Annotated in this window: 18 protein-coding genes; 10 read left to right on the top strand and 8 right to left on the bottom strand. The window is 53.1% G+C overall.

Annotated elements, in window-relative coordinates; genetic code table 11:
* Nucleotides 1-12 precede the first annotated feature (12 nt).
* From SD425_RS25160 to dusB, 4 genes are all read right to left on the bottom strand, one after another.
* On the bottom strand, nucleotides 13-1,674 hold the full coding sequence (locus SD425_RS25160; RefSeq protein ID WP_324673507.1) for a Na+/H+ antiporter: 1,662 nt from the start codon (nucleotides 1,672-1,674) through the stop codon (nucleotides 13-15).
* Nucleotides 1,675-1,943: 269 nt separating this feature from the next.
* Nucleotides 1,944-2,633 carry a 2,3-diphosphoglycerate-dependent phosphoglycerate mutase gene (gene gpmA, locus SD425_RS25155; protein ID WP_324673505.1) on the bottom strand — a complete coding sequence of 230 codons (690 nt, stop codon included), beginning with the start codon at nucleotides 2,631-2,633 and terminating at the stop codon, nucleotides 1,944-1,946.
* Nucleotides 2,634-2,810: 177 nt separating this feature from the next.
* Nucleotides 2,811-3,770, bottom strand: coding sequence for a DMT family transporter (locus SD425_RS25150; protein ID WP_324673503.1), 960 nt, complete (start codon nucleotides 3,768-3,770; stop codon nucleotides 2,811-2,813).
* A gap of 281 nt (nucleotides 3,771-4,051) precedes the next feature.
* Nucleotides 4,052-5,041 carry a tRNA dihydrouridine synthase DusB gene (gene dusB / locus SD425_RS25145; protein ID WP_324673501.1) on the bottom strand — a complete coding sequence of 330 codons (990 nt, stop codon included), beginning with the start codon at nucleotides 5,039-5,041 and terminating at the stop codon, nucleotides 4,052-4,054.
* A 162-nt stretch (nucleotides 5,042-5,203) separates the two neighbouring features.
* On the opposite strand from dusB, the gene SD425_RS25140 reads away from it, so the two are divergent.
* The 6 genes from SD425_RS25140 (at nucleotide 5,204) to SD425_RS25115 (ending at nucleotide 14,771) form a co-directional block, all read left to right on the top strand.
* The gene (locus SD425_RS25140; RefSeq protein ID WP_324673499.1) at nucleotides 5,204-6,271 is read left to right on the top strand and encodes a CPBP family intramembrane glutamic endopeptidase; all 1,068 of its coding nucleotides are present in this window, start codon (nucleotides 5,204-5,206) and stop codon (nucleotides 6,269-6,271) included.
* A gap of 39 nt (nucleotides 6,272-6,310) precedes the next feature.
* Nucleotides 6,311-7,273, top strand: a complete 963-nt coding sequence (locus tag SD425_RS25135) for a phosphatidate cytidylyltransferase (protein ID WP_324673498.1) — start codon at nucleotides 6,311-6,313, stop codon at nucleotides 7,271-7,273.
* 296 nt (nucleotides 7,274-7,569) lie between these two features.
* Entirely contained in the window at nucleotides 7,570-8,790 is a 1,221-nt protein-coding gene (locus tag SD425_RS25130) for a Glu/Leu/Phe/Val family dehydrogenase (RefSeq protein WP_416381042.1), read from the top strand.
* A 267-nt stretch (nucleotides 8,791-9,057) separates the two neighbouring features.
* Entirely contained in the window at nucleotides 9,058-9,738 is a 681-nt protein-coding gene (locus SD425_RS25125) for a phosphatidylserine decarboxylase family protein (protein ID WP_324673494.1), read from the top strand.
* A gap of 301 nt (nucleotides 9,739-10,039) precedes the next feature.
* Nucleotides 10,040-13,237 (top strand): TonB-dependent receptor, encoded by a 3,198-nt coding sequence (locus tag SD425_RS25120; RefSeq protein WP_324673491.1) that lies wholly within the window; start codon nucleotides 10,040-10,042, stop codon nucleotides 13,235-13,237.
* Nucleotides 13,238-13,256: 19 nt separating this feature from the next.
* A complete protein-coding gene (locus SD425_RS25115; RefSeq protein ID WP_324673489.1) occupies nucleotides 13,257-14,771 on the top strand; it encodes a RagB/SusD family nutrient uptake outer membrane protein in 1,515 nt (504 codons plus the stop codon).
* Between the two features lie 83 nt (nucleotides 14,772-14,854).
* Here SD425_RS25115 and SD425_RS25110 read toward each other — a convergent pair whose 3' ends face one another.
* The 4 genes from SD425_RS25110 to ribD all read right to left on the bottom strand — a co-directional run bounded on the left by SD425_RS25110 (nucleotide 14,855) and on the right by ribD (nucleotide 18,863).
* The gene (locus tag SD425_RS25110; protein ID WP_324673487.1) at nucleotides 14,855-16,567 is read right to left on the bottom strand and encodes an SBBP repeat-containing protein; all 1,713 of its coding nucleotides are present in this window, start codon (nucleotides 16,565-16,567) and stop codon (nucleotides 14,855-14,857) included.
* Between the two features lie 285 nt (nucleotides 16,568-16,852).
* Entirely contained in the window at nucleotides 16,853-17,242 is a 390-nt protein-coding gene (locus tag SD425_RS25105; protein WP_324673485.1) for a VOC family protein, read from the bottom strand.
* The gene (locus SD425_RS25100; protein WP_324673483.1) at nucleotides 17,242-17,724 is read right to left on the bottom strand and encodes a GAF domain-containing protein; all 483 of its coding nucleotides are present in this window, start codon (nucleotides 17,722-17,724) and stop codon (nucleotides 17,242-17,244) included. Before SD425_RS25100 ends, SD425_RS25105 begins: the two co-directional genes overlap by 1 nt.
* Nucleotides 17,725-17,828: 104 nt before the next feature.
* A complete protein-coding gene (gene ribD / locus SD425_RS25095) occupies nucleotides 17,829-18,863 on the bottom strand; it encodes a bifunctional diaminohydroxyphosphoribosylaminopyrimidine deaminase/5-amino-6-(5-phosphoribosylamino)uracil reductase RibD (protein WP_324673481.1) in 1,035 nt (344 codons plus the stop codon).
* Between the two features lie 133 nt (nucleotides 18,864-18,996).
* On the opposite strand from ribD, the gene prmC reads away from it, so the two are divergent.
* From prmC to galE, 4 genes are all read left to right on the top strand, one after another.
* Nucleotides 18,997-19,866, top strand: a complete 870-nt coding sequence (prmC, locus tag SD425_RS25090) for a peptide chain release factor N(5)-glutamine methyltransferase (RefSeq protein WP_324673479.1) — start codon at nucleotides 18,997-18,999, stop codon at nucleotides 19,864-19,866.
* 114 nt (nucleotides 19,867-19,980) lie between these two features.
* The gene (locus tag SD425_RS25085; protein WP_324673476.1) at nucleotides 19,981-20,589 is read left to right on the top strand and encodes an acyltransferase; all 609 of its coding nucleotides are present in this window, start codon (nucleotides 19,981-19,983) and stop codon (nucleotides 20,587-20,589) included.
* A 23-nt stretch (nucleotides 20,590-20,612) separates the two neighbouring features.
* The gene (locus tag SD425_RS25080; RefSeq protein ID WP_324673474.1) at nucleotides 20,613-21,908 is read left to right on the top strand and encodes a nucleotide sugar dehydrogenase; all 1,296 of its coding nucleotides are present in this window, start codon (nucleotides 20,613-20,615) and stop codon (nucleotides 21,906-21,908) included.
* Between the two features lie 78 nt (nucleotides 21,909-21,986).
* On the top strand, nucleotides 21,987-23,009 hold the full coding sequence (galE, locus tag SD425_RS25075; protein WP_324673472.1) for a UDP-glucose 4-epimerase GalE: 1,023 nt from the start codon (nucleotides 21,987-21,989) through the stop codon (nucleotides 23,007-23,009).
* Nucleotides 23,010-23,053 lie beyond the last annotated feature (44 nt).

The following is a 23,053-nucleotide window of genomic DNA, read 5'->3' as shown; positions in this document are numbered from 1 at the left end:
CTGCTAACAGGCCTAAACTTCCTCTTGGGTAACTTGCGCTACGGGGTGTTCTGCCGCGGAAGGTGTTTGCTCTTGCGCTTCCATCAATAGCTCCAGCTTTTCTTCTTCTAGGTCGAGCTGGGTTTCGAGCTTGCGGATGACTTCATCGTCGTACTCCTCCTGGCTGCGGAGTTTGAGCAAGGTTTGGCGCTGCACCCCGATCAGTTCGGAGTAGATATGGTAGTATTCCGCTACTTCCTGCTCGTCGTCTTCTCCCGCGGGCACCTGGTGCGTCGAGAGGTGTACTTCTTTCTCGAGCTTCTGCTTTAGGGCGCCTACTAGACTGTTGCGTTGCGTTTGGGCGGCATACTGCTCGTTTAGGGTATCGAGGGCGTGTGTGATGAGCTGCCCGCGCACGGCTCGTTGCTGCTCATATTCTGGTTGTAAGTGGTCGAGGTCTTCTACGCCTATCCAGCGGATGAGCATGGGCAACGTCAAGCCCTGACCCACCAGCGTAACCAGAATGACAATGAAGGTGATGAACAACACCATGTTGCGCTCCGGGAAAGGCTGGCCTGCGCTATCGAGCAGTGGAATTGATAAAGCTGCGGCCAACGATACCACCCCACGCATGCCCGCGTAGCCCACTATTACTGGTCCGCGCCAACCCGGGTTAGCATCGCTCACCGTGATGTAGCGACTGATCCAGTGGGTGAATGGTGAACCTAACAGGGTAAGTACTAAGCGCGTGGCAATCACGACGAAGCTAATGAGCAAGCCGTAGCCGATAGCTTCGAGCTTAGAGTAAGCATCTAAGCCCTTAACGATAAGCGGCAGTTGCAAACCGATTAGCATGAAGACGGCTCCATTCAGGATAAAGCCCACGGTAGCCCACGTGTGTAGCCCTTGCCGCCGGTTGGCCGGCGTGAAAATGGTAGCGCTTTGGTAGGAGAGAAATAGACCGCCACTTACTACCGCCATTACACCAGACGCGTGCACCGCTTCGGCCGTTGTGTAGAGCAAATAGGGCGTGATAAGCGTGAGTACCGTGTGCAGGCTAGGTGTGACCGAAAGCCAGCGGTGCAGGGCATAAAACACTAGCGCAATACCTAGTCCCACGGCAACCCCCAGCACCGTAACCAGCACAAACTGTCCCGCCGCCTCATACCACACAAACGAGCCGGAGAGCACCGCCGCCAGGGCAAAGCGGAATACAATCAAGCTGCTAGCATCGTTGACCAGGCTCTCACCCTCCAAGATGGCCATGATGCGCCGAGGAAGCGACATGCTGCGCATTACCGAAGTGGCCGCCACCGCATCGGGTGGCGATACGACTCCGCCCAGCAGAAAACCTAGGGCCAACGTGAACCCCGGAATTATTGCCCACGACACGTAGGCCACAATGCCAGAGGTAAGAAATACCAGCCCAAATGCGAGGAAGCTGATGACCCGCCTCCACCGCCAGAAATCCTTCCAGGAAGTAAACCAAGCCGCTTCGTAGAGCAGCGGTGGTAGAAAAATGAGGAAGATGAGTTCAGGGTTGATTCGTATGGGCGGTAACCCCGGCACAAAGCTTACAGCAAGGCCGCCAAGTACGAGCAAAATCGGATAGGGGAGGCGCAAGCGCTGACTCAGGATGATCAGTAGGCATACTGTGATGAGCAGACCTAGGCAAAGCAGAAGGGTTTCGTGCATAGCTCAACGAATGGGTAGTGCTACGGCTAGGTAGTAGTACGCACTGGTTATGAGCCACAAAGCTCAGGCTAGCTGCCGCCGCTAGCGTTGCCAAAATCAAACAAATCCTTACACAAAGCAAATCAAGCTGAGCAGTGTAGGCTGGGTGCACATTCTGCCAAAACCCTGACAGGGCTTGAAGCCCCTGTCAGGGTTGCAACGTCAGCACGACGCTCGTTCTAACAAAAACCGGTCGGACGCCTAGGGCGTCGGGCCGGAGCATGGATCAACTACTCTAGATAATAGTGTCTGATTCTGTTGAAGTTGTCATCTAACTCATACACGAGCGGCACTCCCGTGGGAATATCTAGCTGGGTTACTTCTTCGTCGGAGAGGTGGTCGATGTACTGCACCAAAGACCGTATACTATTACCGTGGGCACACACAATCACCTTCTGCTGCTTGCGGATGGAAGCCATAATGTGCTCCGTCCAGAAGGGCATTACCCGCGTTAGGGTCTCGCTGAGGTTTTCGGTTAGGGGCAGTTCGCGTTGCGTTAAGTGCTGGTAGCGGATGTCATGGCCGGGAAAGCGCGGATCGTTGGGGTCAATAGCCGGCGGATGCTCTTGCGGGCTGCGCCGCCATTTTAGCACCTGCTCTTCCCCGTACTGCGCCGTTACTTCGTCTTTGTTTAGGCCCTGCAAGGCGCCGTAAAATCGCTCATTGAGGCGCCACGATTTCTGCACCGGAATCCAGAGCAAATCCATGGCTTCCAAAGCGGTGTGCATGGTTTTGATAGACCGCTTCAGCACAGAAGTAAAGCCGATGTCAAAGGTATAGCCGTTCTTCTTGAGCAACTCTCCGGCATGGGCTGCTTGCTGGGCGCCTTCCGCGGAAAGGTCAACATCTGTCCAGCCGGTGAAGCGGTTTTCCAGGTTCCATACGCTTTGGCCGTGGCGCAGTAGCACTAATTTCTCCATGTGATAAACGAGCTGGTGAAGTAAGCTCGAAGAGGCAGTACGAAAAGAAGTCGTTTTGGGGTCTGGTTAGGCTGTGTCTGTCATTCCGAGCCAAGCGAGGAATCTGAGTAATGTACCTAGGTAATTAATCCAGATTCTTCGCTTAGCTTGGAATGACAGACACGGCCTAACCTAGCTCTACTTTGCCCGGTGAATGATAAACACGCTGAGCAGAATGATAGCCATGCCGAGCAAATGCCAGCCGTTAATAACCTCGCCATCTAGCAACCCCCAACCGAGGGCTACGATCGGTACCAGGTAGGTATTAGAAGAAGCAAACAGCGCCGTTGATTGATGGATGAGCTTGTTGAACAGCACCATTGCTACAGCCGTGCTCATGGTGGCCAGCAGGGCGATGTAGCCAAAGGCTGCCCACGCGCCAGGCACGGTAGCTAGCTTGTGTAGAAACTCGGTGCCAAGCAGCAGGAAAGCTAGGGCGGGTCCGCCGATGAACAGCAGCAAAAGCGCCGTCACGGCAACCGGCGGAATACCGTGCAAGTGGTGCTTTATCACGTTGACACTCACACCATAGCCAACAGTAGCCGCCACAATGTAGAGGCCGTACCAGGCATTGCCCACACCGGCCGGCGTAGCCTCGCCACCGCTGCCGCCCAGCAGCATCAGCACGATGGTGCCCACCAAGCCGAGCCCAATACCTAGCACACGCAAGCCGGTGAGACGTTGCCCAAAAAAGAAGGCACCCACAACCAAGGTGAATACCGCCGTAAGCGCATTGAGTACGCCGGCCAGCCCGGAAGCTAGCTTGGTTTCGGCGTAAGCAAACAGAAAAGCCGGAATGAGTGTACCGACAATGCCACTCAGTAGCAGCCACTTGATGCGGCTCCGCTCCACGTGGCGCACGTGTTGGAGCGCAAACGGGAGCAACAGCAAAGCCGCTACGCTCACGCGTGTGGCACCTAGCTCCAGCGGCGAAAAAACCACTAACCCCTTCTTCATCAGAATGAACGACGTGCCCCAGATGCTAGCCAGCAGCAGCAGCAAGCCCCAGGCAGCCGGCGGAATAGACTGTGAGCTAGGTGACGTTGTAGTTGCCGCGGTCGATGCCGAAAAGGAAGCGGCGGAATTATTAGAAGTCAAAGCAGAAGAAAGTAGGAAGGACTGGCCGTTCAGCCGGCAAGTTGGTCATTCTCGCCCTACAAACCACTCGCCCTGCCAGCCCAGCACCCTACGCGGGCTACGAACTAAAAGCTAGATTATTAAAACGCCTGTCATCCTGAGCTTGCGAAGGACCTTATGCCAGGTGAACGACAATCGTTGTAACGACTTATTCAAAAGGCATGAGGTCCTTCGCAGGCTCAGGATGACAGGCGTTCTTTCCTCTTGCCCAACTACTAGCTCTAGCGAAGGCAAAGGTGTTACTACCCCACCATCACTGGCTCAGCAGCAATAATTTCTTCCAAAATCTCGCGGATGATTTCGGGTTGCTCGGCGTCTACCAGGCGGGTACGCCATTGCTTAGCGCCTTCTAGGCCGCGGAAATATTGGGCATAGTGGCGTCGCATCTCGAAGATGCCGGCGCGCTGGCCTTTCCACTCCAGGCTTTTCTCGAAGTGCATGCGACACATGGCCACGCGCTCCTCCACGGTGGGCGGGGCCAGCAGCTCGCCGGTGGCTACATAGTGCTTCACCTCGCGGAAAATCCAAGGATAGCCGATGCTGGCGCGACCAATCATCACACCATCAACGCCGTAGCGATTCTTGTATTCGAGAGCTTTTTGGGGCGAGTCGATGTCGCCGTTGCCGAAGATCGGAATCTTGATGCGCGGGTTTTCTTTGATCTTGGCGATGAGGCGCCAATCGGCATCGCCCTTGTACATCTGGACGCGGGTACGGCCGTGGATGGTAAGCGCTTCAATTCCAACATCCTGCAAGCGCTCGGCTACTTCCTCCACGTTCTTGGTGGTATCGTCCCAACCTAGGCGGGTTTTCACGGTCACGGGTAGGGGCGTGTTGCGCACTACGGCGGCGGTCATTTCTACCATCTTCGGAATGTCGCGCAGCAGCGCCGCACCGGCACCACGGCAGGCGACCTGCTTCACGGGGCAGCCGTAGTTGATATCAATGAGGTCAGGGCCGGCTTCGGTGCTGATGCGGGCGCACTCGCCCATGGTATCTACATCGGAGCCAAAGAGCTGAATGCCAATGGGTCGCTCGTAGTCGAACACGTCGAGCTTCTTCTTGCTCTTGGCCGCGTCGCGAATCAGACCTTCCGAGGAAATAAACTCGGTATACATCAAATCGGCGCCGTTGGCTTTGCATACGGCCCGGAATGGCGGATCGGACACGTCCTCCATCGGGGCGAGCAAAAGTGGGAAATCGGGCAGAGCTATGTTGCGGATATGTACCACAGGAAAGGCGATAACAGGATTTTACGCAAATTTACGACACATAATAGTGTCTAGTGCTTAGTTGTTTGTACTTACGAGCAAAAGCCCGTGTTCTTGCGGGCAACTGGTGTGCTCCTATTCAGTACTAAGCGGTAAGCATTTAGCACTAAGCACTAAAAACATATGAAAGGTTTCGTGTCCAGCCGTTTGCACCCGCTTGTAAACCTCATCTTGCTGGTGGGAATTATGCTAGGAGCGTTCTGTATTGCCGGCTTCTTTATCATGGTCATCGGGCATCTGGCTTTCGGGCTAGGTGCTCTGGAGCTCGGCAACGTGACCCAAAACCCAGCGGCGTACGAGCAGGGCTGGTCCTTCACGATGTTGTCGCAGGGGGTGCTGCTGTTCGTTGGCTTTGGCTGCTCGGCGCTGGCGCTGGCGAAGGTTACAGGCAACAGCATTCCACAATACTTCGCGCCGCGCCGGCCGGTGCCGTTCTGGTTGCTATTGGCGGCGGGTTTGCTAATTCTCGGCACTATTCCATTTATGTCGGGGCTGATTGAGTGGAATGCCAAGGCGCATTTTCCCGCCTTTTTGAAAGACATGGAAGCTAGCGCCCGCGCCATGGAAGACAAAGCGCAGGAGCTCACCAAGTATCTTACCCGCTTCACGTCTTTCTCTCGCTTTCTGATTGGCTTACTGGTTATTGCCGTGGTGCCCGCTATCAGCGAAGAGTTGGTATTCCGGGGCGTGATTCAGCGCAACTTGGTGCAGTGGTTCGGATCGCGGCACGTCGGTGTTTGGGTCGCGGCTACGATCTTCAGCGCCATTCACTTTCAATTCTTTGGCTTTGTGCCGCGCTTGGTATTGGGCGTATTGCTAGGCTATTTGTACGAGTGGAGCGGCAATATTCTGGTGCCCATGGCCGCCCACTTTACCCAGAATGCTTTCCAACTGATCCTGCTTTATTTGCAACAGCGCCACGTTGCCGACACCTTCAATCCAGATTCTACGGAGAGCCTACCGTGGCCGCTGGTGCTAGGTTCAGTGCTGCTTACGGCTTTATTGTTGCGAGGCATGCAGCGCTGGCTGGCTGCCCCCGTCGCTTCCGATGAAGTGCGGCTGCCTTCCGAAATGCACACGCTCAGCAGTGGCGGGGCTGCCGTTGCTCGACCCGGTTCTTACGTGCCGTCAACGGGACGCACCCTAGGGAGAGCCGGCGTCGACGGTAGCCACGAAAAGTCTGCCCGATAATCCTGATCGTACATAGCGTACCCTTATTCATTTTCCGCCTTGTCTAGCTCACCCGCTCCCGCCGAACCCGTACCGCAGCCTCCCACCGGCAAGAAACCCATGTCGAACCTAGGCCAGCGCTTGATCTTCGGCGTGATTGGGGCCGTGGTGTTGCTCGGCTGCATCTGGTACAGCGCCTGGACGTTCGCCCTGTTTTTTGGGCTCGTGCAGATGCGGATGCTGTGGGAGTTCTACCGTATGATGCGCAAGGCGGGGTACAAGCCGGCGGCGTTGCTAGGGGGCTGTCTGAGCTTAGTATTGTTCGGGGCTATCCATTTTCTGAATGGTGTATACCATTATGAAGGGGTAGCTCGGAAAGCATCGTTGTACGTCGGGCCGGAGAAAGGCGGTTGGTTTGACTTCGTTCCAGTAGGTCAGAATGCACTATTGGCCCTCATGCTTTTGCTGCCCACCTTGCTTATTCTGCGCGAGATGTTTGCGTGGCCTCGGCCGAATCAATCTTTTTCGCCCTTTGCCAATGTCGGGGTAGCGCTGCTCGGCTTACTCTATGTGAGCTTACCCATGAGTTTGCTCAATGCACTGGTATTCACCGAAAATGGTTATGACTACCGCCGCATTCTCGCTCTACTCTTGCTTGTCTGGACGGCCGACATCGGGGCTTATGCCGCTGGCAAAACCTTCGGCAAGCACAAGCTAGCCCCTAGCATTTCACCCGGCAAAACGTGGGAAGGTTGGATCGGCGGCACTCTGCTTACGCTGCTGGTCGGCTGGGGCCTAGGGTATTTGCTGCCCGAAATGCCGCTCGTGCATCGCTTAGTTGCTGCCGGCGTTGTGGCCGTGTTCGGCGTACTAGGCGACCTAGCTGAGTCGATGCTCAAGCGTAGCGTCGATGTGAAAGACTCTGGCCGCATCATGCCCGGCCACGGCGGCCTACTCGACCGGTTCGACGCCTTCTTATTTGTGGTGCCCGTGCTGGTCGTACTGCAGTTATTATTCGGTTAAGAAGCTAGCCTTCAGAGGTACTATCGTGTTGGTTTGTTGTTTATTCATAGTAAAAACACCTAGCTCTATATAAATAGGCAACCATTGCACGGGATTTGCACCTGTTGTGTTATCGTAAACGTATGCAAGGGAGCTGCTACCTTTGCCGCACATTTTTAACGAGCTGTAGCTCCACCCCTTGTTTACAGCTCATTTTTCTCTCCACCCACCCATAATTTCCTATTCACATGCCACCTGTTAGCACTGTGTATAAAGAACCGGCTCCCCTCGTGGACCGCGACAATCCTCTCGAATCCATGATGTCGCGCTTTAATGTCGCGGCTGAGATTCTCGGACTTGACGACGAGACGTACAACGTCTTGAAAGCACCCGACAAGCAAATTATCGTCAACATTCCCGTGACCATGGATAATGGGCAGCGGCGTGTGTTTGAAGGTTACCGCGTGGTGCATAACACCATCCTAGGTCCTTCTAAAGGCGGTATCCGCTACGACATGCACGTTCACCTCGACGAGGTAAAAGCCCTGGCCGCTTGGATGACGTGGAAGTGCGCTGTAGTTGACATTCCGTACGGCGGTGCCAAGGGCGGTATTATCTGCGATCCGAGCACCATGAGCCCCGGCGAGATTGAGCGCCTGACGCGCGGCTACACGCTGGCAATGAAAGACGTCTTCGGCCCCGACCGCGACATTCCGGCCCCTGATATGGGTACTGGTCCGCGCGAAATGGCGTGGCTGATGGACGAATTCTCCAAAACCACGGGTATGACTTCGCCGGCCGTCGTGACGGGTAAGCCGCTGGTGCTAGGTGGTTCGCTGGGCCGCGTAGAAGCTACCGGCCGCGGCGTAATGGTAGCTGCTATTGCTGCCATGAAAAAGCTAGATATGGACCCCACGCAATCCTCAGTGGCTGTGCAAGGCTTTGGCAATGTGGGCTCTTGGGCCGCAAAGCTGCTTTCTGAGAAAGGCTTGAAAGTGAAAGGCGTATCGGATATCAGTGGCGCTTACTGGAACGAGAACGGCATCAACATCGACGAAGCCATTGCTTACAAAAACGTCCATAATGGTCGGTTGGAAGGCTTTACTGGCGCCGTGAAAATGGATGCTGACGAGTTGCTCATTTCGCCCGTTGACGTGTTAGTGCCTGCTGCCGTTGAAGACGTAATCAACGAGCACAATGCCCACGATATCAAGGCACGCCTGATTGTAGAAGGAGCCAACGGCCCAACGGCTGCTTCTGCCGACGCCATCATCCGCGACAAGCGCATCATGGTAGTACCCGATATTTTAGCTAACTCGGGCGGCGTTACGGTGTCGTACTTCGAGTGGGTGCAAAACCGCCTGGGCTACAAATGGAGCGAAGACATGGTAATTGAGCGCGCTGAGCGCATCATGTCGGATGCTTTCGAGAAGGTGTACGCAACAGCAGAGAAGTACAACGTGACCATGCGTATCGCTGCGTACGTAGTGGCTATCGATAAAGTAGCGCAGACGTATAAGTACCGCGGCGGCTTCTAACCCTAGCTAGCGCGGCGCTTAATACATTTGTTAATTAAGTTGATCTTGTAACCAATTGACGATTGTTGCCTTAAAAGGATAAACTTAGATAGCCCGGACCATACGGCCCGGGTTATCTTTGTCCGCCATTCGTACTTTCGTTTTCCGAACCAACCCCTGGGCAACTTTTATTGCCTCTCCGCCTGTTCGACTAACCAAGCTATTTAACGCTGCTTTAAGTACTTAATTTGGTGTTAAAGGAAAGTCAGCGCAGCTAATCTGCGATTTATGAAGATTCACAAAGAAGGACGACGCATACTCTTTTTTACCATTCTGGTCTTGTTGGCTATCAACCTGTTGCTGTTTCAGGTGAATGCGCGCAACGATACGTTCAACCGTATCTTTGCGGTCGTATCGGCTGTAGTGTTTTTGCTACTGCTACAGTTCTTCCGCAGCCCATACCGCAACCTCCTAACGCACGAAGACTTGCTGATTGCCCCGGCTGATGGGAAGGTAGTGGTGATTGAAGACGTGCACGAGCCTGAATACTTTGATGATGTGCGCAAGCAGATCAGCATTTTCATGTCGCCGATTAACGTGCACATCACCCGCAACCCCATTTCGGGTATCGTGCGCTACTTCAAGTACCACCCAGGCAATTACTTGGTGGCGTGGCACCCCAAGAGCAGCACCAAAAATGAGCGCACCACGGTGGTCGTTGAATCCGATGCTGGCCCGCTAGTGTTGTTCCGCCAGATTGCCGGCGCTATGGCTCGCCGCATCGTATGGTACGTGAACGAAGGAGACGAAGTAAACCAAGGCGAAGAGTTCGGCTTTATTAAGTTCGGTTCTCGCGTTGACGTATTTGTACCCCTCGATACCGACATCAAAGTGCAGTTAGGCGACAAGGTAAAAGGGGGCGAAACAGTCATTGCACAACTCAAAACGACAACCCCAGCGTTATTTTAGCAGCTACTAATCCTACCAACAAAAAGCCCTGCGCAGATACTGCGCGGGGCTTTTTGTTGGTAGCCCTGGCACTAATTGCCCAAATAATCGTGGATGAAGTAACCTTATGCGGTGCGTTATAAGCTAAGTATTCTTAAGTTGCTGAAAATCAATGAGCGTGAATTGATTATAAGCTTAATTGGCCCTGCATTTTGACCAAAAGCACCCTGTCTTTTCTTGATCGAGCCCAATATATTTGACTTGCTTAAGCGCCAATTCAGAAGTACATAAAGATCCTCCCCCCTCCTAAAACCATGCCTTTATGACGAACTCTTCTCTACTCAATTTTCTCGCGCTCTTGCTGGTCTGCGCGCCCAAACCCGACGCCAATGCTGCTTCGGCTGCAAAGGTCCTAGGTCCTGATTTTGGAACAGCAAACACTGCTGGCCAAAAAAAATGTTCTACTACGCAATCGTTTGCAACTTTCGTTAGCGAAACCTATAACGATTGCGGAACAGAGGCGCCCGTACCTATAAAAGGAAAAGTGGTAGGCCCAAATAATGAAGGGATACCAGGCGCCACCATTGTCGTGAAGGGTACTACCCTAGGTACCACTTCCGATGCTGAAGGCAGCTTTAGCCTTTCAATACCTGATGGTACTGCTACTCTGGTGATTTCATCAATAGGCTTCGCTAACCAAGAGGTAGCCGTAAACGGACGAACAGACCTGACCATTACACTGCAAAACGATGTAAAAGCGTTAAGCGAAGTCGTGGTAGTAGGCTATGGCACCCAGCGGCGCGAAGACGTGACGGGTGCTATATCTTCCATCAAAGCCGATGACATCCGCACGCAAGGCTCGAACACAGTTCAAAAGTCCTTACAGGGGCGCATTGCTGGGGTGCAGATTGAGTCGTCGGGCGGTGATCCTGGTTCGGGGGTGCGCGTAGTCATTCGCGGTGCCGGTTCCCTGAACAACAACAATCCTCTCTACATCGTGGACGGCGTGCAGGTGGAAAACATCAACAATTTGCAACCCACTGACATTGCGTCTTTTGATGTATTGAAAGATGCTTCAGCAGCTGCTATCTACGGTTCTCGCGCCGCCAACGGAGTCGTGTTAATTACGACCAAAGGCGGGAAAAAAGGTGAAAATCGGGTCAACTTCGACGCCTACTACGGCGCACAGCAGATTGCCAAGAAGGTAGACGTGCTGAACGCCTCGCAGTGGGCTACGGTCAGCAACGCGGCCCACGACAACGCTGGCTTGCCGCGCCTGGATATTGCCCAAAACCCAGAGGCCCTAGGTGCCGGCACTGACTGGCAAAAGGAAATCTACCGCACCGCGCCCATGCAGAGTTACACCTTGGGAGCTAGCGGTGGCGGCGACAACTTCACTTACAGCTTATCGGGGGGCTACCTCGATCAGCAAGGCATTGTGAAGAAAACAGACTATGACCGTTGGAACCTGCGACTGAAGTCAGACTTCACCAAAGGGCGGGTACGGATCGGCGAAACCATTATCCTGACCAGAGAATATTGGCGTGGCATGGCTGGCGGCTGGGGTGGTCAGGGCGGCAACCCCGTAGGCTCGGCCTTGAAGATGATTCCGGTGTTTCAGGTGTACGACCCAACAGCAGTCGGCGGCTACAGTGGTGCTTCTGGACCGGTAGTGAACGTTGCCAACCCTGTTGCGCAGCTAAACCTCGAAGTGCCAGAAACGCGTTCGACGACGGCTATCATCAATGGTTTTGCCGAAGTATCCTTAGTGAAAGGGTTGAAATATCGGCTGAACCTAGGTTACACGGGCACTTATGGCTCTTACAACGATTACATATATCCGTACAAAGTAGGCGCCTTGTTCAATAACGCCGACGCTGACTTAAGCCAGAATAAGAGCGAGCGAAACTATTTCTTGCAGGAGCACACGCTGAACTACAGCAAAGAGTTTGGCAAGCACAACTTGCAGGCACTGGTAGGCTACACGTACCAAGATACCAAGTACAACATCCTGAGCGGCTCTAAGAGCGGGATGCCGACGGGCATTCAGGTGTTGGATGCGGGTACTACGAACATTGCGAGTGGTGGCTACGCCAATGAGAGTGTCCTTATTTCATACCTAGGTCGGTTGGTGTACTCCTTCGACAACCGCTACGTACTGACGGGTACCTTCCGCCGCGACGGCTCCTCGCGCTTTGGCCCAGCGTATAAGTACGGCAACTTTCCTTCTATTGCCCTGGCGTGGAACGTGGTGAATGAGAGCTTCTTCCAGCCTTTGCAAAACGTGGTGACGAACCTCAAAATTCGGTCGAGCTACGGCATCCTAGGCAACCAGGAGATTCCTGATTACCGCTACGTGCCGCTGATTTCGTCGAATGCTAACTACGTGATTGGGCAGACGCAGCAGATTTGGTCAGGGGCTATCCAGACGGCTTTTGCTACGCCTGGTATTAAGTGGGAAACTTCGAAAACCTTTGACATCGGTACCGACTGGGGATTCTTCCAAAATAAGCTGAACCTAACGGCGGACTACTTCATTCGCCGCAACTCCGACATTCTGCTGCAAGTACCAATTCCGCTCTCGACGGGAGCCAGCGGCTCTAGCCCCTACATCAATGCGGGGCAGATCACAAACAAAGGCGTAGAAGCCGCCCTGACGTATAATAATAAGGTGGGCGAGTTCAACTACCAAGTAACAGGTACGTTCACGGCCATCAAGAACCGGGTCGACTTCCTTGGTACGGGTACCCAGCAGATTTCGGGCGGGCAGCCTACGCACCACGGTGCTTCGGCGACTATCACGCAGGCTGGTGGACCCGTGGGCGCTTTCTACCTGATCAAGACGGCCGGTATTTTCAACTCCCAGGATGAGATTAACGCCTATAACGTGGAGGGCAAGCTCATTCAGCCCAGCGCCAAACCTGGCGACGTTAAGTTTGTAGACTACAACGGCGACGGCACCATCAGCCAAGACGACCGCCAGTACTGCGGTAGCCCAACGCCGAAGTTCAGCTACGGCTTTGGCTCCAATGCTTCCTGGCGCAACTTCGACCTGAGCTTCTTCTTCCAAGGCACGTACGGCAACAAGATCTACAACGGCGCTCGGGAGGACCTAGAGGGGATGAACCTAGAGTTCAACTACTCACCCGCTACGCTGAACGCCTGGACGCCTGACAACCACACGAATTTCCCACGCGCCGTCATCAACGACCCGAACCTGAACAGCCAGACTTCGGACCGGTTCCTAGAAAATGGCTCTTACCTACGCATGCGCACCTTGCAGCTAGGTTACACGCTGCCTAAAGGCGTGTTGTCGGCTGCCAAGATTAACAGCTTCCGCGTCTACCTCAGCTTCGATAATCTATTTACCATCACTAAGTATACGGGCTTCAACCCTGACCTAGGTCGGTATAATGCTGGCGCCGTGGGTGGTGGCATCCTCGACCGCGGCGTCGACTTCCCGCACGTTGCTTATCCACTAGCGCGCACTTCCTTGCTGGGCGTGCAGGTATCCTTCTAACTCTTAAACGCTGATGACCATGAAACGAATCATCTATGCTTCTTTCCTAGTCCTGAGCCTAGGAGCTTGCACTAAAGATCTGGACCAAGTGAGTCCTAACTCCATTGTGCAAACCAACTTCTGGAAAACGGACGCCGACTTCCTGTCGGGCTTAGCTGCTACCTACAAGGTTTTTCACGACGTAAACAACGGTTACTTCGGGGTGCGTGGCATTGAGCTAAGCAACGGCCGCGGCGACGACTTCTTTATCCGTAATGACGTGAAGGACTTGTACCAGCTTTCTACCTTCACCAATAACCCAACAACGGGTACGCCGGGTAGCATCTTCACGGGCTTTTATACCGGTATCTTCCGAGCAAATCAGGTGATTGAACAAGCGGGCAAGAGCAGCCTGCCCGACGACGCGAAGAAGCAATATATTGCCGAAGCACAGTTTCTGCGGGGCTTAGACTACTTCTTCTTAGCCATAAACTTTGGCTCGGTGCCCGTCATCACCTCCGTGCCGGTGGAGCGAGCAAACTACTTTGTGGCGCAGTCGCCGGAAGCTGATGTATGGGCGCAAGCCGTGAGCGACTTGCAGGCTGCTGCCGCCAATTTGCCGGCCACGTATCCCGCCGCCTGGGTTGGCCGGGCCACAAAGGGGGCCGCTATCGGAATGCTAGGGAAGGCATATGTGTACCAAAAGAACTGGGCCGAGGCAGAGAAGGCCTTCAAGCAGCTAGCTCAGGCCAACGGCAGTGCCCAAGCGCCCTATACTTACGATTTGGTAGCCAACTTCGAGGACAACTTCTCGAAGGGAACCGACAATAATATAGAATCGCTCTTCGAAATTCAGAACCAGAACGTGGGCGGCTCGCAGCCTTGGGCAGGGGAGAATGCCAACGAGGCGCTGGGCGTGACGACGGCTCAGGAATTTGCGCCCACGGAAGTCGCCGGCTGGTTTGAAGTGTCGCCTACCGACAAAGTATTCAACGAGTTTAAGAAGGAGAAAGCCGTTGGCGGTGACTACGACGCTCGGATGTACACTACGTTGGTGTGGGACTACCCGAACGCTATGTACTACAACAAGCCTTTCAAGGACTTTAAGCTAGTATTTGGTTACAGCTCCCTGATACGTAAATACCAGAACTGGCACGAGAACAACGAAGGCATCTGGATTTCCGATATCAACGAAAAGGTGATGCGATACGCCGATGTACTGCTGCTCTACGCCGAAACGCTGACGATGCAGGGCCGCACCGCTGAAGCCTATCCGCTTGTGAATCGCATCCGGTCGCGCGCTAAGCTAGCTCCGCTGACCAGTGGCTTTACCGCCGATCAGATGATGACAGAAATCCGGCACCAGCGCATGCTGGAGTTCTTCCGCGAAGGGCAGCGCTTCTATGATTTGAAGCGCTGGGGTTTGCTAGAGCAGGAAATCAAGAACAGTGATAAGGTAGGCAAGGAGTTCTTTGTTTCTAAGTTTGCTTACTTTCCTATTCCACAAGGCGAGCTGAATACTAACCCTAATATCAAGCAGAACGCGGGTTGGTAAGAATCAGATAGTTTAGATAAACAACAGGGCCATTTGCTTCTAGCAAATGGCCCTGTTGTTTTATGATAGAACCTAGGTTAATGCTACTCTACTAGCAAGCGCCCACTGTAATATTCGCCATTGGGGGCAGTAGCTTTCAGCGCATAAAGGCCAGCATGCAAGCCCGGCAACGTTAGATGGGCGGGTTCGAGGCCAACTACTTGCTGGCACACCACACGACCTAGGCCGTCGCTTAGATGCAGGACCGTGCCCTTGGGAAGGGCACTTAGCTGAATGTCGGCGGCGCCGCTAGTCGGCGATGGGTAAAGCGCTAATGACTGAGTTGCACGGCTAGTGTGAGTGCTCAGAACGGTGCTGCTCAAGCGGGCAATGAAGCCGTATCCGTTAATAGTCAGGCTAGGTAGATTGCCGAAAACTGTATTGTATCCACCTTGCCCTCCTACGTACAAATTGCCTGCACGGTCTGTCGTGATGCTATTGATCAAAGAAGAGCCTTTACCCTGATTGCTCCATTGTATATTGCCTTGTTCTGTGAAGCTGATTATAAAAGCATAAAGATCAAATTCATTCAGGCCCACAAGTGTAAGCTCTGGAGTTATGGTGGTGGTGCCAGCTACTCCACCGCCCAGAAGTATATTGCCATTCGGGGCCAAGCGTAGTGCATTGCCACGGTCATTATTTTTGCTGCCAAAGCTACGAGCCCAAGTTGGGGTACCAGTGGCATTGTACTTTACTACAAATACATCTTCACCGCCTTGGCTATTAAGTGGATAAGGGCCAAAGCTTATACCGGTTTTGGACTTGTAATCGTTGGTGAAAGTACCTGTAAGATAACTGTTACCAACGGCATCGGTAACTAGCGCGCCTAAGCTAGCTACACCGCTGCTGCTCGTCGCTGACTGAGTAGCCCATTGCAGATTGCCTTGCGTATCGTAGTGCGCCAGAAATACGGAGCCTAGGTTAGCAGATGCTGTTAGTGTATACGAGTTAAAGCGTATACTGCCCGAGAAAGAGCCCGCAAAGTAAGGGGACTCATTAGAATCAATTCCTAAGTCATAGACTAAATCACTGCTTAGAGAAGTCGCTCGTGGGGTCTGTACAGTAGCAACTCGGGCCCAATTCACGTTTCCAGTGGAAGATAGTTGTATCAACGCCGGACCAGCATCTAGTTGATTTTCTAGCTGTACGGCGTCGAAACGGGCTTGACCCTTCAGTTGTGTTGCTATATACACCAGCCCTGAGGGGCTTATTGCTACAGCGCGACCTAGCAATTCGCCATCTGAGTTAGCGGGGGCACCAAAACAACGCGCCCAAAGTACAGTTCCAGAAGGATCATACTTAACTACATACAAGTTGCTTCCCGTACTGACAGGATTGAGGACAAACGTAGGGCTGAAGTTAGTTGAAGCAGACAAGTTGCCAACCACATAGATGTTGCCGGAGGCATCTAAAGCCATATCAGCTACTCTTGCACCGCTGTTACTCCCTCCAATTTGCCGCGCCCATAAGATGTTACCCTGTACATCGTGTTTGGCTATAAAACCATCTATCCCAAAGGCTGTGAATGTCTGATTGCCGAAGGTTGTTGTTGAAATAAAACTGCCTCCTACATACGTGTTACCAGTAGCAGGCTCAGTGGCACTCGTCTGGACATAGGAGGAAACAGAAGCTAGTTTCTTGGCCCATTGCCAATTCGGTGCTGCCACTGACTGTGCATGGCTGTTAGAGAAAGTTGAGGCTACAAACAGCGAGGCCGCCGCTAAGACTCGGCCACCTAAGGATAATAGAGAGGACATAAAATGGAGAGTAATAAAAGTGGAAGGAGTAATCGTAATTAGGTGCTTCATCAAGACCGAAAATCGGCCAGTAACTAGTCTCCAAGTGCTAAGTGGAGCTTCGCTGTTGAGGTAGAGGCAAAGCAAACGCTAAAAGTTGCTTCAGTAATGTATTATATAGGTATTTTATTATCCAAAGTTGATTAGTCAAAGCGGTAGCTTAGTAGACCAAATAAAAAGGCTGCCCACACTGGGCAGCCTTTTTATTTGGTCTACATAGTCAATAAGTAGGTAATTACTAGAGGGCTACTCCCATGCAGCATGTTGCAGCACAACCCGGTAGCCATCCACGTCCTCGAACGTAATGCCGTGTGCGTCCCAGTAGAAATTGTAGGACGGAACAGGTGCAAAACCTTGCTGCTGCATTCGGCTTACTGCTTTTTGCCATTCGCCGGAGTCCGGAAGGTAGAAAACCAACAGATTATCTTGACTAGGTGCGCCGGCTACTGTGTGCCCACGATGATGAGTAAACTCGAAATGATACGGGCAGCCGCGCCGACCTAGCATAATGCCATCGAAGCCGTTGTGATCTTCAAATTGATACAACACTTCCAACCCTAGGCCGTCGCGGTAGAACGGCAGAAGAGCCTCAATGCTGTTTGTGGGCCGCGCAACTCGTAGGACTGGCGTTGTCATTAAAACCACTCCGCCATGCGCGTGGCGAGTTGTTCGAGGTGCACTTGGTCGTCCTGGTCGAAGTCGTTGAGTTGGTCGCTATCCACGTCGAGCACCATCACTACCCGTCCTTCTTTCAGCACGGGCACTACGATTTCGGAGCGCGAAGCACTGCTGCACGCAATGTGCCCCGGAAATTGATCGACATCGGGCACCAACACGGTTTGGGCTTGCGCCCAGCTAGCACCGCAAACGCCCTTGCCGTGGCGAATACGCGTGCATGCTACCGGCCCCTGAAAAGGACCTAGCACCAATTCATCATCTTTCACTAAATAAGCACCTACCCAAAAGAAGTTAAATGCTTGCTTGAGCGCCGCCATTGTGTTAGATAGGTTGGCTGTGAGGTCAGGCTCGCCAGTGGTAAGCGCTTCTATCTGCGGAAGAAGCTGCTGATACTTTTCAGCTTTGGTGAGGGTTGCGTCGAGAATGAGGTCTTCCGCCATGGATTCGTTCGTTGGTTTTAGTTGTTCGTTTATCGGTTGCTAAGCCTATACGCTTCGTTTTTGAGCACTGCTACCCGACTAGGTGCGGTCGTTAGCTTGTCTGTTTATTCGTTGTGGTAAATAAACAATTCATCGGAGCCAAAAGTGAGATGCTCGCGCAAACCAGCTAAGCCCGGCTTAGGAGCCAAGATGCCGCCGCCTAGCCGTTTGGTGTTGCGTAATATTCGAGCCTCGTCCCACAACCCGTCACGCATCAAGGAGTTAAGCACTGTAGGACCACCTTCTACCAACACCGATTGCACGTTGCGGCGGTATAAGTCGGCGAACAGCTGCGGAAATAAGTCATCGGCTTCCGCAAGCTCCACAAACTCTAGGTTAGGTTTGTTGGCTCGTTCGCGGTAGGTATACACCACCGTCGGGATCTGCCCATCCAGCACGTGGTGCGCGGGTGGGAGGCTGAGGTTTTTGTCAATTATCACCCGCAAAGGAGCTTGCCCGAACCACTCGCGCACGTTTAGGTTAGGGTTATCGTGCAGCGCCGTGCGCGTACCAATCAGAATGGCTTGCTCATCAGCGCGCCATTGATGCACCACCATCCGTGCCAGCTCCCCGCTGATCTGTATGGGTTGAAAGTACGGGCCTGCCAGGAAGCCGTCGGTTGTTTCGGCCCACTTCAACACGACATAGGGCCTCTTTTTCTCCTGAAAGGTGAAGAAGCGCCGGTTCAGCCATCTGCCCTCAGAAGCTAGCACGTCCGTCTCCACTTGAATACCAGCTGCCCGCAACTTTTCGATACCGCGGCCAGAAACTAGTGGGTTGGGGTCAAGGTTACAGATAACAACTTCCTTTACCTTCTTCTCAATCAGCAAGTCGGCGCAAGGCGGCGTTTTGCCGTGGTGGGAGCAAGGCTCCAGCGTTACATAGACGCGGCTTTCGGGCAGCAGGCTTTCATCTGTGACCGAAGCTATGGCATTCACCTCTGCGTGCGGACCACCGTACTGCCGATGCCAGCCCTCTCCAATAATGCGACCTTCGTGCGTGATAACGCACCCTACTATCGGGTTTGGTCGGGCATAGCCAGTACCAAGCCGCGCTAGGTCAAGGGCGCGGCGCATCATTAATGTATCAAAATCAGACATAACGGGTGGGTGGGAGTAGGAAGCGGTGAGTAGGCAAAGGTGCAGCGTAATTTGATGTTCTATTTACCAGTTTGTGCGCCAATCTCCCAACTTCGCCGTTCACTAGCGCTTTCTGCCCTTACTTTATCTCCGCATGCCAACCACTCGCCAGCTGACTGCTGCTCTTACTACCGCCTTGGCCGCCGTGTATCCTAGCTCGGAAGCCGCTGCTATTTCGAGTCTGGTGCTAGAGCACCTGTTGCAAGTATCGCCCCTGCAGCTTCGAATGCGGGCTGAGGAGGAAGTTGGTGCCTCTGTCGTGGAGCAGGTAGCGGCGGCACAGGCGCGTTTGTTGCGCCACGAGCCAGTGCAGTATGTGCTAGGTGCTGCTTGGTTTGCTGATATGGAGCTAGAAGTGACGCCGGCCACGCTCATTCCTAGGCCCGAGACGGAAGAGCTTGTCCGGCTCATTGCTACGGAGCGTAAAGGCCAGAAGGGTCCAGTTGTCTTGGATATCGGGACGGGTAGCGGCTGCATTCCGTTGGCGTTGAGTACGATGTTGACGGGAGTACAGATCTTCAGCGTCGATGTTTCGGAGGAGGCCTTAGCCGTTGCGCGCCGCAATGCTGCACGGTACAACGCGCCCATAACGTTTGAACAGTTGGATATTCTGCGGGAGACACCCGCAACCCTAGGTTCGCAGTCGGTGGATATATTGGTTAGCAACCCGCCGTACGTGCTGGAAGGTGAGCGACCACTAATGCGGGCCAACGTGCTCGACTACGAGCCCTCCACTGCCTTGTTCGTGCCCGATACCGATCCGCTGCTCTTTTACCGGCGTATTGCCGAATTGGGTCAAAACTTGCTACGAGCCGGCGGCACGCTCTACTTTGAGATCAACGAACAGTACGCCTCGATGCTGCACGCCTTACTCATAAAGCTAGGTTACAAGCAGATAGAGGTGCACCAGGATTTGTTCGGCAAAGACCGGCTGTTACGCGCTGATTGGGCTGGGAAAGTGTAAAATAGCGCCTCCATTGGCGTACTTTTCTCATTATCAAGACTTGCAAGTACTAAAACTGTTACCTTTGCCCGCTAAAAAAGCGGTTTGTAGACCGCGCTTCTTTTTACGCTTTCTGTGACCGACGCTCCTGCTTATTTCGCGCATCCGACTGCCGTTTTGGACGAAGGCTGCCGCATTGGTGCCGGATGCCGGATCTGGCACTTCTCACACCTAATGCCAGGATGTGAGCTAGGTGAGCAGTGCAGTATTGGGCAGAATGTGATGATTGCCGATGGGGTGCGACTAGGTCGTAATGTGAAGGTGCAAAACAATGTAAGTCTCTACAGTGGCGTGGTGTGTGAAGATGATGTGTTCCTAGGTCCTTCTGTCGTTTTTACCAACGTAAAAAATCCGCGCAGCGCCGTGCCACGCCGTGGAGAAGGCCACTACCAAACAACCTACTTAGAGCAAGGGGTAAGCATCGGTGCTAACAGTACTATTGTGTGTGGCGTGCGCTTAGGGCACTACGCCTTTGTGGGTGCTGGCTCGGTAGTGACGAAAGATGTGGCCCCGTTTGCACTCGTGTACGGCAATCCGGCCCGGCCGCACGGTTGGATGAGTGCTTACGGCCACCAACTGCAATTTGACAACGCGGGGCACGCTACTTGCCCCGAAAGTGGCGAGCAATACGAGCTGACCGCTGATCAACAAGTAAAGCGAATTTCCTCCATTCAGAATTTATAACTCATACTCTTAGGATTCCTGTCGTGTACGAGCAATTACTTCAAAAGCAGGCCAAACTGGCCGTCATTGGCCTAGGGTATGTGGGCCTGCCTATTGCCCTGGAATTTGCCCGCAAACTTCAGGTTATTGGCTTCGATATTAATGCCGAGCGTGTTGAGATGATGCGCAACCAAGTGGACCCAAGTGGTGAACTGGAAGCCAAAGACTTCGAAGGTTGCGATATTGTTTTCACCGATTCGCTAGACGTGTTGCGCGAAGCGCAGTTCTTCATTGTAGCGGTACCTACGCCCATCGATGAGCACGCCATGCCGGATCTGAAGCCTTTGCTAGGTGCTTCATCCAGCGTAGGTAAAGTGCTGAAGCAAGGTGACTATGTAGTATTCGAATCGACCGTGTACCCTGGGTGCACGGAGGAAGACTGCATTCCGGTGCTTGAAAAGCTCGCTGGGCTGAAGTTTCCTACTGATTTCAAAGTAGGCTACTCGCCTGAGCGCATCAACCCCGGCGATAAGGAGCACACGCTGGCACGCATCGTGAAAGTGGTGTCGGGCTGCGATGAAGAATCATTAGATGTAATTGCAAAGGTGTATGAGCTGGTTGTGACAGCGGGCGTACACCGGGCGAGTAGCATCCGCGTAGCAGAAGCCGCCAAAATCATCGAGAACACTCAGCGTGATGTGAACATCGCCCTGATGAATGAACTGTCAATGATTTTTGACAGGATGAGCATCAACACCTACGAGGTGCTCGAAGCCGCCGGCACGAAGTGGAACTTTCTGAAGTTCTCACCGGGCTTAGTGGGTGGGCACTGCATTGGCGTAGACCCTTATTATCTAACCTACAAGGCCAAAGAGCTAGGCTACGACGCTAAGGTTATCTTATCTGGCCGCACCACTAACGATAATATGGGGGCCTATATAGCCCGCAAAACGGTGCAAATGATGATCAAGCAGGGGAAGGATGTTGCGAAAAGCAAGGTGCTGGTAATGGGTGCTACCTTTAAGGAAAACGTAGAAGACATTCGCAATTCTAAGGTAGCTGATGTTATTCAGGAACTTAGAAACTTCTCCGTTAACGTGGATATCGTTGATCCACACGCGGATTCCGATGAGCTACACCACGAGTATGGTTTCCGCCTGACGCCGGAGGAGAACGTAGGGCAAGACTATGATGGTGTAATTGTAGCTGTTAGCCACAAGCCCTACGTAGCGCTAGATGAAGCGTACTTTGAATCAATCACAGCACCGAATGCCGTTGTGGTTGATATCAAGGGACTATTCCGTAACAAGATTCAGAAGCTGCAATACTGGAGCTTGTAACCCAGGAAATAGCGTAAGTTACTTGTCAACAACATAGCTTTACTTCCTCCTTAAGCAACGACTCAATTCTGATTAAACATGGAAAGAGCAAAAATAGTAGTAACAGGTGGCGCGGGATTTATTGGGTCTCATGCCGTAGTTGAGTTATACGCAGCGGGCTATCAACCCATTATTATTGACGACTTTAGCAATTCGAAAGAGTCAGTTTTACGGGGCATTCAGGAGATTCTAGAGGTAGAGGTACCTTACTATAACATCGACTGCGGTGACGAGACAGCGCTGCGGGATGTGTTTACCCAGGAGAAGGACATTCAAGGCATCATTCATTTCGCTGCATTTAAAGCAGTAGGGGAGTCGGTGCAGAAGCCGCTGGCTTATTACCGCAATAACGTGGGCTCCTTGATGACGTTGCTGAAGGTAATGCCGGATTTCGGCATCGAAAATTTCGTCTTTTCTTCCTCCTGCACCGTCTACGGAATTCCGGACCAACTACCGGTGACGGAGGATACCCCTACCAAGCCTGCTACGTCGCCTTACGGCAATACCAAAAAAATCTGCGAAGATATCCTGACTGATGTAGCAAAGGCCACTACTTCGCTCCGTACGATTCTGTTGCGCTACTTCAATCCTATTGGGGCGCATCCTTCCGCCAAAATTGGCGAGCTACCCTTGGGTGTACCACAGAACTTGGTTCCCTTTATTACGCAAACAGCTGCTGGCATCCGCGAGAAGCTAACCATTTACGGAAACACGTACGATACGCCGGACGGCACGAACATCCGTGATTACATCTATGTGGTAGATTTGGCCAAAGCGCACGTAGTGGCAGTACAACGCTTACTTGAGAAAAAGGGCGAAGTAGTAGAAGTCTTCAATGTAGGTACCGGCCGGGGCAACACGGTGCTGGAGGTAGTGCATGCCTTCGAGAAATCGACAGGAGTAAATCTAAACTACGTAATTGGGCCGCCACGGACCGGCGATGTGCCGGCCATCTACGCCGACGTTACCAAGGCTACAAACGAGTTAGGATTCCAGACCACCTCTAGTCTGGAGGAAGCTCTGGCTAGCGCCTGGAAATGGCAGCAAACATTAACAAACTGATTTGAATTGAGCGAAAAACGGTCTGCCAGGTGCTCCGCTTTACG

It is taken from the genome of Hymenobacter sp. GOD-10R (assembly GCF_035609205.1).
GTDB lineage: Bacteria > Bacteroidota > Bacteroidia > Cytophagales > Hymenobacteraceae > Hymenobacter.
This window is presented reverse-complemented; position numbering and strand designations above follow the sequence as displayed.